At 61.0% G+C, this 15,437-nt stretch carries 10 protein-coding genes; 4 read left to right on the forward strand and 6 right to left on the reverse strand.

All coding sequences use genetic code 11. The features are described 5' to 3' along the window. Positions 1-73: 73 nt before the first annotated feature. Complete coding sequence (gene oadA / locus ACWHXD_RS31165; RefSeq protein ID WP_003195730.1) at positions 74-1,882, reverse strand: sodium-extruding oxaloacetate decarboxylase subunit alpha; 1,809 nt, start codon at positions 1,880-1,882, stop codon at positions 74-76. Positions 1,883-1,893: 11 nt separating this feature from the next. Further along, the gene (locus tag ACWHXD_RS31170) at positions 1,894-3,309 is read right to left on the reverse strand and encodes an acetyl-CoA carboxylase biotin carboxylase subunit (RefSeq protein WP_003195732.1); all 1,416 of its coding nucleotides are present in this window, start codon (positions 3,307-3,309) and stop codon (positions 1,894-1,896) included. 194 nt (positions 3,310-3,503) lie between these two features. On the opposite strand from ACWHXD_RS31170, the gene ACWHXD_RS31175 reads away from it, so the two are divergent. Beyond that, positions 3,504-4,478, forward strand: a complete 975-nt coding sequence (locus ACWHXD_RS31175) for a LysR family transcriptional regulator (RefSeq protein WP_032894431.1) — start codon at positions 3,504-3,506, stop codon at positions 4,476-4,478. Here the strand turns inward: ACWHXD_RS31175 and ACWHXD_RS31180 are convergent. The 3 genes from ACWHXD_RS31180 to ACWHXD_RS31190 all read right to left on the reverse strand — a co-directional run bounded on the left by ACWHXD_RS31180 (position 4,408) and on the right by ACWHXD_RS31190 (position 9,165). Then, positions 4,408-4,605: a PA3496 family putative envelope integrity protein gene (locus ACWHXD_RS31180; protein ID WP_073526287.1), complete on the reverse strand. Its 198-nt coding sequence runs from the start codon at positions 4,603-4,605 to the stop codon at positions 4,408-4,410. The two genes, ACWHXD_RS31175 and ACWHXD_RS31180, sit on opposite strands and share 71 nt — an antisense overlap. Before the next feature lie 657 nt (positions 4,606-5,262). Further along, positions 5,263-6,129 (reverse strand): transcriptional regulator HexR, encoded by an 867-nt coding sequence (gene hexR / locus ACWHXD_RS31185; protein WP_003177007.1) that lies wholly within the window; start codon positions 6,127-6,129, stop codon positions 5,263-5,265. Positions 6,130-6,291: 162 nt separating this feature from the next. Beyond that, entirely contained in the window at positions 6,292-9,165 is a 2,874-nt protein-coding gene (locus ACWHXD_RS31190; RefSeq protein ID WP_098949999.1) for an EAL domain-containing protein, read from the reverse strand. 278 nt (positions 9,166-9,443) lie between these two features. Between ACWHXD_RS31190 and uvrD the strand changes: the two genes are divergently transcribed. The 3 genes from uvrD (at position 9,444) to ACWHXD_RS31205 (ending at position 13,321) form a co-directional block, all read left to right on the forward strand. Next, complete coding sequence (gene uvrD / locus ACWHXD_RS31195; protein WP_044270067.1) at positions 9,444-11,627, forward strand: DNA helicase II; 2,184 nt, start codon at positions 9,444-9,446, stop codon at positions 11,625-11,627. 284 nt (positions 11,628-11,911) lie between these two features. Then, positions 11,912-12,778 carry a Tim44 domain-containing protein gene (locus ACWHXD_RS31200; RefSeq protein WP_003195740.1) on the forward strand — a complete coding sequence of 289 codons (867 nt, stop codon included), beginning with the start codon at positions 11,912-11,914 and terminating at the stop codon, positions 12,776-12,778. A gap of 135 nt (positions 12,779-12,913) precedes the next feature. Beyond that, positions 12,914-13,321: an SMI1/KNR4 family protein gene (locus ACWHXD_RS31205; RefSeq protein WP_003195742.1), complete on the forward strand. Its 408-nt coding sequence runs from the start codon at positions 12,914-12,916 to the stop codon at positions 13,319-13,321. 102 nt (positions 13,322-13,423) lie between these two features. Here ACWHXD_RS31205 and ACWHXD_RS31210 read toward each other — a convergent pair whose 3' ends face one another. Continuing rightward, positions 13,424-15,181, reverse strand: a complete 1,758-nt coding sequence (locus tag ACWHXD_RS31210; RefSeq protein ID WP_032894425.1) for a cation:proton antiporter — start codon at positions 15,179-15,181, stop codon at positions 13,424-13,426. Between the last annotated feature and the right edge of the window lie 256 nt (positions 15,182-15,437).

The raw sequence follows: 15,437 nt of genomic DNA on the forward strand, positions 1-15,437 counted from the left end.
CCTGAATTGCAGGCGAAAAAAAAGGGGAGCACCTGCCCCCCCGAGGATTAAACGTTAGTTTCGAAGGCTGTGATCAGCCTTCGATCTCAATCAGGATTTCGCCAGGGTTCACCCGGTCGCCCTTGGCCACATGTACAGCGCTCACCTTGCCGGCAATCGCTGCCTGCACTTCGGTTTCCATCTTCATGGCTTCGGTAATCAGCACGGCCTGGCCGGCCTTGACCACGTCGCCGACCTTGACCAGCACATCGACGATATTGCCCGGCATCGCCGTGCTGACATGGCCCGGTTCGGTGGCGTGCTTGCGCTTGCTGCCGCCGCTGCTGACAAACTCGTTGAGCGGCTCGAACACCACTTCTTCCGGCATGCCGTCGATGGACAGGTAGAAGTGGCGCTTGCCTTCGGCCTTCACGCCGACACCGGTGATATCCACGCGGTAGCTTTCGCCGTGCACGTCGATAACGAATTCGGTCGGTACGCCTTCGCCGCCAGCACGGGCCACGCCGCCAGCTTCCGGGATCGGCAACAGCACTTCAGGAGCCAAGGTGCCGGCGTCACGTTCTTCGAGGAACTTGCGCCCGATGTCCGGGAACATGGCGTAGGTCAGCACGTCTTCTTCGGACTTGGCCAGTGCGCCGATTTCGCCGCGCAGTTTGGTCATTTCCGGCTTGAGCAAATCTGCCGGGCGCACGTCGATCACGTCTTCGCTGCCGATGGCCTGGCGGCGCAGTTTTTCATTCACCGTGCCCGGCGCCTTGCCGTAACCGCCTTGCAGGTAGAGCTTCACTTCGTTGGTGATGGTCTTGTAGCGCTCACCAGCCAGCACGTTGAAGAACGCCTGGGTGCCAACGATCTGCGAGGTCGGTGTTACCAGTGGCGGGAAGCCGAGGTCTTCACGAACCCGCGGGATCTCGGCCAGCACTTCACTCATGCGGTTCAGAGCGCCTTGCTCTTTGAGCTGGTTGGCCAGGTTGGAGATCATCCCGCCCGGCACCTGGTTGACTTGCACACGGGTGTCGACGGCGGTGAATTCACTTTCGAACTGGTGGTACTTCTTGCGCACGGCGTAGAAGTACAGGCCGATCTCTTGCAGCAGTTCCAAGTCGAGGCCGGTGTCGAACTCGCTGCCTTTAAGGGCCGCGACCATCGACTCGGTACCCGGATGGCTGGTGCCCCAGGCAAAGCTGGAGATGGCCGTGTCGATATGGTCGGCACCGTTTTCGATGGCCTTGAGTTGGCACATCGCGGCCAGGCCGGCGGTGTCGTGGGAGTGGATAAAGATCGGCAGGTTCTGCTCGGCTTTGAGTGCCTTGACCAGCTCGCCAGTGGCGTAGGGCGTGAGCAAGCCAGCCATGTCCTTGATTGCGATGGAATCGCAGCCCATGGCTTCCAATTGCTTGGCCTGGGCCACGAACGCTTCCACGGTATGCACCGGGCTGGTGGTGTAGGCGATGGTGCCCTGGGCATGCTTGCCAGCGGCCTTGACCGCTTCAATGGCCACGCGCAGGTTACGCACGTCGTTCATTGCATCGAAAATGCGGAACACGTCGATACCGTTGACCGCCGCCTTGGCCACGAAGGCCTTGACCACGTCGTCGCTGTAATGGCGGTAGCCCAGCAGGTTCTGGCCGCGCAGCAGCATTTGCAGGCGCGTGTTGGGCAGCGCGGCGCGCAGTTGGCGCAGACGCTCCCACGGGTCTTCCTTGAGGAAACGCACACAGGCGTCGAAGGTCGCGCCGCCCCAGACTTCCAATGACCAGTAGCCGACTTTGTCGAGCTTGTCGCAGATCGGCAGCATGTCGTCGGTGCGCATGCGGGTGGCCAGCAACGATTGGTGAGCGTCGCGCAGGATGGTGTCGGTTACGAAGATCTTCTTGCTCATTGTTATATTCCTCACAGGCCTGCGTGGGCGGCGATGGCGGCGGCGATGGCCAGGGCCAGCTCTTCGGGTTTGCGCTTGATCGAGTAGTTGGTCAGCTCAGGGTGGCTTTCCACAAAGCTTGTATTGAACTGGCCGCTACGGAATTCCGGGTTGCGCAGGATTTCCTGGTAGTAGGCGGCGGTGGTCTTCACGCCTTGCAGGCGCATGTCGTCCAGGGCACGCAGGCCGCGGTCCATGGCTTCTTCCCAGGTCAACGCCCACACCACCAGTTTCAGGCACATGGAGTCGTAGAACGGCGGGATGGTGTAACCGGTGTAGATCGCCGTGTCGGTCCGCACGCCGGGACCGCCGGGGGCGTAGTAACGGGTGATCTTGCCGAAGCTTGGCAGGAAGTTGTTCTTCGGGTCTTCGGCGTTGATACGAAACTGCAACGCGAAACCCCGGTGCTGGATGTCTTCCTGCTTGACCGACAACGGCAGGCCGGAGGCGATGCGGATTTGCTCGCGAACGATATCGATGCCGGTGATTTCTTCGGTGATGGTGTGCTCCACCTGCACCCGCGTGTTCATCTCCATGAAGTACACCTCGCCCTCGGCGAGCAGGAACTCCACGGTGCCGGCGTTCTCGTAGCCCACAGCCTTGGCCGCGCGCACCGACAGGTCGCCGATGTAGGCGCGCTGTTCCGGGGTCAGTTGCGGGCTGGGGGCGATTTCGATCAGCTTCTGGTTGCGACGCTGGATCGAGCAATCACGCTCAAACAAGTGCACCACGTTGCCAAAGCTGTCACCGAGGATCTGCGCCTCGATGTGCTTGGGATTGACGATGCATTTTTCCAGGAACACTTCCGCCGAACCGAAGGCCTTGGTGGCTTCGGAAATCACGCGGGGGAAGGCTTGTTCAAGTTCTTCGCGACTGTTGCAACGACGAATGCCACGACCACCGCCACCGGAGGTGGCCTTGAGCATCACCGGGTAACCGATGCGGTCGCCTTCGGTGAGGGCTTCATGGATATCGGCGACGTTTCCTTCGGTGCCCGGCGTAACCGGCACACCGGCCTTGATCATGCTGCGGCGCGCTTCGGTCTTGTCGCCCATGCGGCGAATCACTTCTGCCGAGGGGCCGATAAACTTGATGCCGCGTTCGGCACAGATGTCTGCCAACTCAGCATTTTCCGACAGGAAGCCGTAGCCGGGGTGCAGCGCATCGCAGCCGGTTTCCACCGCCAGGTTCACCAGCTTGCGCGGGTTCAGGTAGCCGGCCAGGGGCTCGGCACCGATGCTGTGGGCTTCGTCGGCACGCTTGACGTGCAACGCGTGGCGGTCGGCGTCCGAATAGACCGCGACCGAGCGAATGCCCATCTCGGCGCAGGCACGCACGATTCGTACGGCAATTTCACCACGGTTGGCGATCAGGATCTTTTTTATCACTTGGAAATTCCCTTGAGCCGATTTGCGTGCTTCGACCCGTTGCAGCCGGGCCGGCGCGTGACCAAATGTTTCATGACAGTCGCGAGACACACACTATGCGCACAGGAGAATTAACAAAAATCAATAATTATTGGGTTGTGTATAAGTAAAGACTTATAGTTGGCCGGAATACCGGGGAGCTAAGGGCTTATAAAATGCGTAAGTCATTGATGCGTATGACATTGCGTCAATTGCAGATCTTCAATGAAGTGTGCGATTTGCGTTCCTACAGCCGTGCCGCCGAAGAAATGTCCCTCACCCAACCGGCGGTCAGCCTGCAAATTCGCCAGTTGGAAGAGCTGATCGGCCAGCCGCTGTTCGACTATGTTGGCAAAAAGCTCTACATGACCGAGGCCGCCGAAGCCCTGCAACGGGCCAGCCGCGATATTTTCGGGCGCCTGGAAAACCTCGATATGCAGCTGTCGGACATGCAGGGTTCACTGCAAGGCCAACTGAAACTGGCGGTGGAATCCAGCGCCAAGTATTTCGTGCCGCACCTGTTCGCCGCCTTCAAGCGCCAGCATCCGGAAGTGCAATTGCAGCTCACGGTGGTCAACCGTGCCCAGGTAATCCGCAGGCTCTCGGACAACCGCGACGACTTGGTGATCATGTCCATGGTGCCCCAGGACATGGGCCTGGAGTTCCTGCCGTTTCTCAACAACCCGATTGTGGCCGTGGCATTGCCGGATCATCCCCTGAGCCTGCAAGGGCCGCTGCGCCTGCAAGACCTGGAGCCTTATACCCTGCTCATCCGCGAACCGGGCTCTGGCACGCGGCTGGCCTGCGAAGAGTACTTCAAGGAAAAACGCGTGCACTTCACCCAGACGGTGGAAGTGGCCTCGGCGGAGGCGCAGCGTGAGTGCGTGGCGGCAGGGTTGGGCGTGGCCCTGCTGACGCGCCACGCCTTGAACCTGGAGCTGGCCACCGGCGGGCTCAAGGAGCTGCCGGTGGAAGAACTGCCACTGTACCGCAGTTGGTGCCTGGTGCAGGCCAAGGCTAAACGCCTGTCACCGGTGGCCCATGCGTTCCTGGGCTTTATTCGCAGCGAACGGGTGCAGATCAGCGCGCTGGCTGAGCGTTTCGCTGGGCAGCCACGGGTGCCTGCCAATGCAGTTCCGGGTAGTCGCTGATGCTCTGGAGCAACTGGCGCTCCTCGCAACGGTCTTCGATGGCGCGACGGAACGCCATGCGGCGTTGGTCTTCCTGCTGACGACGGGTCTTGACGGTGCTGTTGCTGTCTTCGTAGGGCCGGGTCATTTGGAGTCTCCCAATGCGAGTACGGGGAGTACAGGATGGGCGTGGGGGATGACGGTTTGGCGGCGCGGGGGTTACAGGATGATGAATCTTGCGCATATGGCGCAAACCCATGTGGGAGCTGGCTTGCCTGCGATAGCCATAGGTATCTACACAACTTTGTAGGTTACAGCAGCCAACGGTAACCACGATGCGAAGCGAGCCGCTCTTGCTCTGCTTTTGATCTTGATCTTAAGCGCCCCGTCAAACCACGCTGGCGAATTACGGGCACACCGAGCCTAAGCGAGGTGCCGAGTGGTGGGGCAAGAGCCCTTTTGGTTACTTTTGGGGCTCTTTTCCAAAAGTGACCCGCCGTCAGGGCGGAACCCTAAGCGGCCGTTACCGCAGGAATGGATATGCACCCGGTCTAACTGTGTTGACTGTCAGGCCGTCTTCGCAGGCAAGCCAGCTCCCACATTTGGATCCTGGGGCGCCAGGGAGATAGGCGCCGGCCGTCAGGGCGTCACGGGAGCAAGCTCCCTCGCCACAGGTCCAGCGTCACACCAAAGATATGTAGATACCTATGCTGCGATAGCGGCCTGCCAGTCGCCATCTTATCAACTGACCCACCGCTATCGCAGGCAAGCCAGCTCCCACATTTTGACCAAGTATGGCCTGGGCTCAGTCGTCGAGGGCTTTGACGGACTTGGGCGACAACCGGAGGCTGCGCAAGCTGCGCTTCACGCTCTTGAGGTGGTTGACCAGGCTCGGGCCACGGGCCATGGCCACGCCCATCGCCAGCACGTCGATCACCACCAGGTGGGCAATGCGTGAGGTCAGCGGCGTGTAGATCTCGGTGTCTTCATGCACGTCGATCGCCAGGTTCACCGTGGACAGCTCCGCCAATGGCGTCTGGCTCGGGCACAGGGTAATCAACGACGCGCCGCTCTCACGCACCAGGTTGGCGGTGATCAGCAGGTCTTTGGAACGACCCGATTGGGAAATACAGATGGCCACGTCAGTGGGCTTCAGGGTCACCGCCGACATGGCCTGCATGTGCGGGTCGCTGTAGGCCGCGGCGGTCAGCAGCAGGCGGAAGAACTTGTGCTGGGCATCGGCAGCCACCGCGCCGGACGCACCGAAGCCGTAGAACTCGACCCGCTGGGCCTGGGACATCGCGGTCACGGCCTTTTGCAGCTCCACCGGGTCGAGCTTCTCACGCACTTCCATCAGGGTGTGCAAGGTGGTGTCGAAGATTTTCAGGCTGTAGTCGGCGACGGAGTCGTCTTCATGGATCGCAAACTGGCCGAAGCTCGCACCGGCAGCCAGGCTTTGCGCCAGCTTGAGTTTCAGATCCTGAAACCCGGAGCAACCAATGGCGCGGCAGAAGCGCACGATGGTCGGCTCACTGATGCCCACGCTGTGGGCCAGGTCGGCCATGGAACTGTGCATCACGGCCGCAGGGTCAAGCAGCACATGATCGGCAACCTTGAGTTCCGATTTGCGTAACAGGTGGCGCGACTGGGCGATATGTTGCAACAGGTTCAAAGGGCAGGACTCTTGTTATTGGCAGACGCCAGGGATGTAGCAAGCTTGTAGTTATACTACAAGAATTGTCGTTTTGCCCGTCCGATGCATCACTAAATCGCCCCGCTGCCCCCTGATTCAGCGGGCAGGCGCTATGTAGCCATAAAGGCGGCCTACGCTGCGTTAAGAAAAATCTGCATTTTTGCGTAACAAATCCGCCAACCCTTCAGCCCGCATGGGCGGGCTGATCAGGTAACCCTGTACCTCGTCACACTGCTCGCCGCGCAGGAAATCCAGCTGCTGCTGATCCTCCACGCCTTCGGCCACTACCTTGAGCGCCAACCCGTGAGCCATGGCGATGATCGCGCGGGTGATCGCCGCATCCTCGCGTCCCTGGCCAAGCCCGCGAATAAAGGCCTGGTCGATCTTTACGTAGTCCACCGGGATGCGCTTGAGGTAGCTGAGGGATGAGTAACCGGTGCCAAAATCGTCGATGGCCAGCTTCACCCCCAGGTCACGCAATTGCTGGAAGGTGGCGATGATGTGTTCAACGCTGTCGAGCAACTGGCTTTCGGTCAGTTCCAGCTCCAGGTACTGCGGGTCCAGTGCGGTTTCTTCCAGCACTTGGCGCACCAGGCTGACCAGCTTGCCCTGGCGCAGCTGATGCACCGACAAGTTGACCGACACGCGAATCGGCGCCAGCCCCTGGCGCTGCCATTCGCAGGCCTGCCAGCAGGCCTGGCGCAGCACAAATTCGCCCAATGGCACGATCAAGCCGGTTTCTTCCGCCAAACCGATAAAGTCACTCGGCGGCACCATGCCCCACTGCGGATGCTCCCAGCGGACCAACGCCTCGGCAGCCTTCAGCTTGCCAGTGGCCAGGCACAGCTTGGGTTGGTAGAACACCGTGAGCTGACGCTCGTCGATGGCTTTGCGCAGGTGGTTTTCCAGCTGCAAACGCTCCAGGGTGCTGGCTTGCAGGCTGTCGGTGAAGAACTGGAAATTATTCCCGCCCAAATGCTTGGCGTGCTGCATCGCCATATTCGCCTGGCTGACCAGTGCAGAAATTTCCCGTGCGTTATCCGGCAACAGGCTGACGCCCATCGAGGCACTGACCACCAGTTCATGCCCCTCCACGTTCACCGGCACGCGCAGTTTCGCCAGCAGCCGGGTCGCCACCCGCGCCAGGCTCGATAGGTTGCCATAGGCGTCAAACAACACGGCGAATTCATCCCCGGACAGGCGCGCAATGGTGTCGGCCTCCGGCAGCGCGTTGATCAAGCGCCGCGCCATTTTCTGCAACAGTTGATCGGCCACTTCATGGCCCAGGCTGTCATTGAGCAACTTGAAGCGGTCGAGGTTGATATGCAGCAGCGCGAGGCTGCGACCGCCTTGGCGCACGCGCTGTTGAGCTTCGCGCAGCCGTTCGCGAAACAGCGAACGGTTGGCCAGGCCGGTCAACTCGTCGTAGTGAGTGAGGTAGCGCATGCGCTCTTCAGACTCGCGCCGCGCCGACAGATCGGCGAAGAACCCGACGATATGACTGACGTTACCCCGTACATCGCGCACCACGTTCAGCTGTAGCCATTGCGGGTAGAGTTCGCCGTTCTTGCGCGTTTCCACCAATTCACCCTGCCACGTGCCGTGGCTGAGCAATGCCTGGCGGATCAGCGGGAAGTGGCGCCGCGCATCGCGACTGCAGGGCAGTTCCACGACGTTGCGGCCAAGCATGTCGTCGATGTCGAAACCGGTGACGCGGCTGAACGCCTGGTTCACGGCGATCAACGCATAGTTCGGGTCGAGGATCACAATGCCTTCGCTGGCCGCCTCGAACACCGTCGAGGCCAGACGTTGCTGCTCTTCCACCGCCTTGGCGGCGCTGATGTCACGGCGCGTGCCGAGCATACGGATGACCCGGCCACTGGGTGTGCGCTCCACGGCGCGCCCGCGGTCTTGGATCCACACCCAATGCCCATCGCCATGACGTATCCGGTATTCCACCTGATAGTCCTCGCTGCGGCCTTTGAGATGCTCGACCAGCGCGTGCTTGAGCAAGGGCAGATCGTCGGGGTGCAGGCGCGGTTTGAGGTGGCTGAGCATCGCCGTGACGTATTCGGGCTCCAGGCCGAACAACTCTTTGAGTTGTGTGTGGTGGACCTCGTCGGTTTGCAGGTTCCAGTCCCACAGGCCCAGTTCACTGGCTTGCAGGGCCATGGCCAGGCGCGCTTCGCTTTTACTCAAGGCGAGACTGGCAGCATCCAATTGCTGGCTGCGTTGCGCCACACGGTCTTGCAGGCCGACCTGGGCTTCACGCAAGTCCTGCTCCACCTCGCGGCGCTGCTCGACTTCGCGCACCAGCTCCAGGTTCAACTGCTCACTGCGTTGCTGCGCCTGCTGTAGATGCTCGATCAGGGCCTGGTTCTGGAAACGGCGCACCAGCCCGCGCTGGATCAGGCGGTTGACCTGCCACGCAACCAGGCTCAGGGACGCCAGCAGGATCAGCCCGAGTACGCCCCAGCCTTGTTGCTGCGGGGTGCCATCCCAGAACAGGTAAACGATGGCCGGCACCAGGCACGGCAAGGCAAACGACAGGTAGGCCCACAGGCTCACGGCATAGGCCACGCTGGCCGACAAGGTGGCGGCGCCAATCAGGCCAAACACCCAGGCCTGATGCATGAAGCTGTCCGTGGGCACCAAGGCAATGGCCGCAACCGAGAGGGTCAGGCCACTGACCGCCGAGCCGAGCATGAACATACGGCGCCACACGGGCTGGGCCTGCCGGCTGGGCATGGCCGAATCAAAGGCCGCCACTTGGATTACGCGCATCGCCACCAGGGCGAGCAGCCAGAGCAGCCAGACGCTGTCCAGCAGGTACTGATCGGGGTTCCACAGCAACCAGGCGCAGACCAGGCCATTGACCAGCATCAGCAGCGTGGGCAGCAACGAGCCTTGATAGAGCAGGCGCGTGCGCTCAACCGCGATTTCGGTTGCATAGTGTTTACGGATGACCTGTGCGGGGGCCGGCGAGGGGCCAAACAGGTCGGTGCTAAGGGTCATAGGCGGTGTTCTTATAATGGTGAGCCCGAAACGTCGACGGAGCATACACAAGCAAGCGCCAGGGCCAAACTGCTACAAGTCATAAAAAACCTGTTGCGATTGGCCGCAAACCTTTGGCCCAGACCGCTTGGGCAAGACGCGGCACGGGCTGCGGCCGATGACCAACCGGTCATCACCCCCGCCAGAATGCTCGCCCCGGCACTAGCGTGCAGGCGTTTTGCATCGACCATCCGGCATTGGGATTTGCCCAGGCCCCCCAAGGCCCATAGAATGCGTCGATGCGCGATGATCTCTCTCTTTTGCTGAACTCCCTCAACGATGCCCAACGCCAGGCCGTAGCGGCCCCCGTTGGCCGTCAGTTGGTCCTGGCCGGTGCTGGCTCCGGTAAAACCCGAGTGCTGGTGCACCGTATCGCCTGGTTGATCCAGGTCGAGAACGCGTCCCCGCATTCCATCCTGTCGGTGACCTTCACCAACAAGGCGGCTGCCGAGATGCGTCATCGCATCGAGCAGTTGATGGGCATCAGCCCGGCCGGCATGTGGGTGGGCACGTTCCACGGCCTGGCGCACCGCCTGTTGCGGGCGCATTGGCAGGAAGCGGGGCTGAGCCAGACCTTCCAGATTCTCGACAGCGACGACCAGCAACGCCTGGTCAAGCGCGTGATCCGCGAGCTGGGCCTGGACGAACAACGCTGGCCGGCGCGCCAGGCGCAGTGGTTTATCAACGGCCAGAAAGACGAAGGCCTGCGCCCGCAACATATCCAGGCCAGCGGCGACCTGTTCCTAGCCACCATGCGCAGCATTTATGAAGCCTACGAGGCTGCCTGCGTGCGCGCCGGCGTCATCGACTTCTCCGAACTGCTGTTGCGTGCCCTCGACCTGTGGCGCGACAACCCCGGTTTGCTGGCCCATTACCAGAAACGCTTCCGCCACATTCTGGTGGACGAGTTCCAGGACACCAACGCCGTGCAGTACGCCTGGTTGCGCCTGCTGGCCAAAGGCGGCGACAGCCTGATGGTGGTGGGCGATGACGACCAGTCGATCTACGGCTGGCGCGGTGCGAAAATCGAGAACATCTACCAGTATTCCGAAGACTTCCCGGACGCGGTGACCATCCGCCTGGAGCAGAATTACCGCTCCACCGCCGGGATCCTCAAGGCGGCCAACGCCTTGATCGCCAACAACACCGGGCGCCTGGGCAAAGAGCTGTGGACCGACGGCGGCGAAGGCGAAGCGATCAACCTGTACGCGGCGTTCAATGAGCACGATGAAGCGCGCTACGTGGTGGAAACCATCGAAAGCGCACTGAAGACTGGCCTGGCCCGCAGCGATATCGCGATTCTGTACCGTTCCAACGCCCAATCGCGGGTGCTGGAAGAAGCCTTGCTGCGCGAGCGCATCCCGTACCGCATCTACGGCGGCCAGCGCTTCTTTGAACGTGCCGAAATCAAGAACGCCATGGCCTACCTGCGCTTGCTGGAAGGCCGGGGTAACGATGCGGCGCTGGAGCGGGTGATCAATATCCCGGCGCGCGGCATTGGCGAGAAAACCGTCGAAGCGATCCGCGACCATGCGCGCCATGCCGATGTGTCGATGTGGGAAGCCATGCGCTTGCTGATCGCCAACAAAGGCCTGACTGGCCGTGCTGCCGGGGCGTTGGGGGTGTTCGTCGAGCTGATCGAGAACCTGGCGGCCAAGTGCGCAGAGATGCCGCTACACCTGATGACTCAGACTGTTATCGAGCAGTCCGGGCTGATCGCCTATCACGAAGCGGAAAAAGGCGAGAAAGGCCAGGCTCGGGTAGAAAACCTTGAGGAGCTGGTCAGCGCCGCACGTGCGTTCGAAAACACCGATGACGACGAAGAGCTGACGCCGCTCGCCGCCTTCCTGGGCCACGCCTCGCTGGAAGCCGGCGATACCCAGGCCGATGAGCATGAAGACAGCATCCAGCTGATGACCTTGCACAGCGCCAAGGGCCTGGAATTCCCTTACGTGTTCCTGGTGGGCATGGAAGAAGGCCTGTTCCCTCACAAGATGAGCCTGGAAGAACCTGGCCGTCTTGAAGAAGAACGCCGCCTGGCCTACGTGGGCATTACCCGGGCGATGCAGAACCTGGTGATGACCTACGCCGAGACCCGACGCCTGTACGGCAGCGAAACCTACAATAAGGTGTCGCGCTTCGTACGTGAGGTGCCCAAGGGCCTGATCCAGGAAGTGCGCTTGTCCAACAGCGTCAGCCGCCCGTTCGGCGGTGGCCAGCAACAGAACTCCAGCAGCATGTTTGCCGGCTCCGAAATACCGGAAACCCCGTTCAGCCTGGGCCAGCAGGTCAAACATGCGATCTTCGGCGAAGGCGTGATCCTCAACTTCGAAGGCGCCGGCGCCCAGGCCCGGGTGCAGGTGAACTTCGCCGAGGGCAGCAAGTGGCTGATGATGGGTTACGCCAAGCTCGAAGCGGTCTGAACCCCATTCCTGTAGGAGCGAGCTTGCTCGCGAAGAACGCCCAGACAATGCGTTCATCCAGAATGCCCGCGTAATCGTTGACGATTTTCGCGAGCAAGCTCGCTCCTACAGCAAGATACGGCTGCGCCCTTGTATTTCACGCGTGCGGGCCAATATCTGTAATTAGTCCTACAGACCCTTCGGATTTGATCTTACGCAAAAGCCCGAAACATTATGCCGCTAGCCACTGCCACGACACCTGTGCAACATGGCGCGCGTGCAATCCACAAATGGGAATTCCCTATATGAAACGTTTTCTTAGCATCGCCATGGCGTTGTGCATCGGCCTGACGATGAGCCTCGACGCCAACGCCAAACGCTTCGGTGGCGGCAAAAGCTCGGGCGCGGCACCGACTCACCAGACCAGCCAAATGGCTCCATCCGCCGGTGCGGGCGGTGCTGCGGCGACTGCAGGCGCAGCCGGTGCCGCTGGCGCTGCTGCCAAGGCCGGCGGTGCTTCGCGCTGGCTGGGCCCACTGGCTGGCATCGCCGCCGGTGGCCTGCTGGCGTCCATGTTCATGGGCGACGGCTTCCAGGGCATGCAGATCTTCGACATCCTGATCATGGGCGTCATCGCCTTTTTGGTCTTCCGCTTTATCGCCGCCCGTCGCCGCAAGCAGCAGGAGCACCTGGCTCCAGCCGGCGCGCCGATGCAGCGTGAAGCGTTCGAACAAAAGCCTGCAATGGGTTCGATCTTCGGTGGTTCGGCAGCCCCTGCCGCCCGTCCGGTGATCAACGCACCGGCCTGGTTCAACGAAGAGCGTTTCGTCGAAGCGGCCCGCAGCCACTTCCAGTCCCTGCAACAGCACTGGGACGCCAACGAAATGGACAAGATCTCCGAGTTCGTGACCCCGCAACTGCTGGAGTTCCTCAAGCGCGAACGTGCCGAGATCGGTGACGCCTTCCAGTCGACCTACATCGACGACCTGCGCGTACAGCTCGACGGCGTGGATGATCGCGCCGACAAGACCATCGCCACCCTGACCTTCAGCGGTGTGTCGAAGTCCTCGCGTTTCGACCAGGGCGAAGTGTTCAGCGAAAGCTGGAACATGGAACGCGCCCAGGGCGACGACCAGCCATGGCTGGTCGCCGGTATCCGCCAGAACGGCTAATACCTGCGCGGTTGAGCAAGCGGTAACAAAAACCCCGGACATGTCCGGGGTTTTCTATTTCACGGTTGCACTTATAGCGAGCTACTGTATAAAACGCCCCTATAAACCGCGCCATCTAGCAAGAGGATCCCGGCCGTGGAAGAAATCATCGAACAACTGCGTGAAGCCAACGAACCGGTCCCGGTTCCTTTGGAGCTACCTGACGAAGACCAACTGGTGGAAATCGAAGAACAACTGTTCATCGACATCCCCTTTGTCTTCCGCGAATTCCTGCTGACCGTCAGTGACGTGGTCTATGGCAGCCTGGAGCCAGTGACCGTCACCGACCCGCAGTCCCACACCTACCTGCCGGACGTTGCCGCCAACGCCTGGGATGCCGGTGTGGATCGCAGCCTGATCCCAATCTGCCAGGACGGCGATGACTACTACTGCGTCGAAGAAGACGGCACCGTGGTGTTGTGGTCTGCCGAAGAAGAACTCGTCCAGGAAGAAACCTGGGAATCGGTGTGGCACTGGGCGCGGGACGTCTGGCTGGAAAGCTGAGTCCCTTGTAGGAGCCGAGCTTGCTCGCGAGAAACCTGAGGGCGCCGCTGGGTGTCAGGTTTCCCGCGTTATCGTTAACGATCTTCGCGAGCAAGCTCGCTCCTACGGTGTGTCCTTGTGGTTATCCAGCGTCTCCAGCAACGCAACCTGCATCCGCGTATGCACACGGATAAACCAGCGCCAGAGCACTGCAGCCACCGCCGCCGTGACCACGGCAATCAGCACCAGCAACTTGTTGGTCGGCAGAATACTGGCCGACAAGGCTGCCAATAGCAAAAAGATCACCAGCAGCGACAAGATGGGGATCAGCTCGGCAATCACCCGTCGCACACGCTGGGTATGCCGCCCGGCCATTTCCGGCTTCACGCTCATCTCCGCCAGCAGCATCGACAACGCCTTGAGCTTGCGATACGCCGCAATCAGGAACGGCAACGACACCAGCAGCGCCCCGCCCCAGATCAACGCCTTCTGCCAACTCTGATCGCTGACCCAGCCCTGCAGATACCCACCGATGCGCTCCGCGAAAAAGCTGCCGGCAAAGAAGATCGCGATCACCAACGCCAGGTTTACCCCGACCTGCAGGATGATCTTGCGGATCATCGCGGCCAACATTGCCCCCTCGCCCTGAGGCTGAATGCTGCGCAGCCATTCGCCATACATGCCGAACACTCGGCTCATACGCTTGGGCATCACCGCCGCGATCTTCAACGACAGTGGGTCCGCGCCACGGATCAGGTAGGGCGTGAGCAGCGTGGTGATCGCCGAAACGGCCACCGCCACGGGATACAGAAAGTCGCTGGTGACCTGTAGCGTCATCCCCAACGCCGCGATGATGAAAGAAAACTCGCCAATTTGTGACAGCCCCATACCGACCCGCAGCGAGGTGCGGCCATCGTTGCCGGCGATAAACGCGCCCAGCCCGCAAGACAGCATCTTGCCCACCACCACGGCCACAGTGATCACTGCAATGGGCCAGGCGTATTGCAGCAGGATCTGCGGGTCGATCATCAAGCCAATCGCCACGAAGAAAATTGCGCTGAACATGTCGCGAACGGGTTCGATCAGGCGCTCGATCTTAATCAACTGGCGGGATTCAGCCATGATTGCGCCGATCAGAAAGGCCCCGAGTACCATGCTGTACTCCAACTTCACCACCAGCAGGCAGAAGCCGAAACACAGGCCCAACACGGTGATCAGCAGCATCTCGTTGCTTTCGAACCTGGCCACATAGGCCAGCAGGCGCGGCACCAGCAAAATACCAATCACCAGGGCGACGATCATGAACAACGAGAGTTTGCCGACCGTGGAGAACACCTCGCCGGAGCTGACCGTGCCACTCACCGCGATGCTCGACAGCAAGGCAATGATGCCGATACCCAGGATGTCCTCGACAATCAGCACACCGAAAATCAGCTGGGCGAACCGCTGGTCTTTCATCTTCAGGTCGTTGAGGGCCTTGACGATAATGGTGGTCGAGGAGATTGCCAGGATCGCGCCGAGGAACAGCGAGTCCATGGTGCTCCAGTCGAACCAGCGACCGATCTCGTAGCCGATCCAGATCATCAGCACGATTTCCAGGAACGCCGCGATAAACGCCGTGGCCCCTACCTTGAATAGCTTGCGCAGGCTGAATTCCAGGCCCAGGCAGAACATCAGGAAGATCACCCCCAGCTCTGCCAGGGTCTTGATCGTGTCTTCGTCGTGGATCAGGCCAAACGGCGGGGTGTGGGGGCCGATAATGAAGCCGGCGACGATGTAGCCCAACACCACCGGCTGCTTGAAGCGGTGAAACAGGATGGTGACCACCCCTGCCACCAGCATGATCACGGCCAAGTCTTGGATAAAGCTGATGGCGTGCATGGCGAGGGGCTCCTTGAGGTGCGGGCGCTTTTCCCACTTCCGGCCTCGCCTTTGAAGGGTCGGAAAAGTCTGCCTTGATCGTAAGAAAAGCCCTGAGAAGGGCTTTTGAAGGGTAACACCGCGACTTCTGCTGGAAAGCCGGTGCAATATATGGAAACAGATCGCTGCGCGCGTGACGGCAAGCCGCCTGACGGCGTCCCGTTAGGGATGGCGCTGCAAAGACCTTGAGTACCCGCAGAGGTGCCTTCCCCCCAAC

This window comes from Pseudomonas fjordensis, assembly GCF_976987115.1.

Coding starts and splice junctions, on each gene's coding strand:
- oadA (WP_003195730.1), bottom strand. CDS start 1,882: ATGAGCAAGAAGATCTTCGTAACCGACACCATCCTGCGCGACGCTCAC.
- ACWHXD_RS31175 (WP_032894431.1), top strand. CDS start 3,504: ATGCGTAAGTCATTGATGCGTATGACATTGCGTCAATTGCAGATCTTC.
- ACWHXD_RS31180 (WP_073526287.1), bottom strand. CDS start 4,605: ATGACCCGGCCCTACGAAGACAGCAACAGCACCGTCAAGACCCGTCGT.
- ACWHXD_RS31190 (WP_098949999.1), bottom strand. CDS start 9,165: ATGACCCTTAGCACCGACCTGTTTGGCCCCTCGCCGGCCCCCGCACAG.
- uvrD (WP_044270067.1), top strand. CDS start 9,444: ATGCGCGATGATCTCTCTCTTTTGCTGAACTCCCTCAACGATGCCCAA.
- ACWHXD_RS31200 (WP_003195740.1), top strand. CDS start 11,912: ATGAAACGTTTTCTTAGCATCGCCATGGCGTTGTGCATCGGCCTGACG.
- ACWHXD_RS31210 (WP_032894425.1), bottom strand. CDS start 15,181: ATGCACGCCATCAGCTTTATCCAAGACTTGGCCGTGATCATGCTGGTG.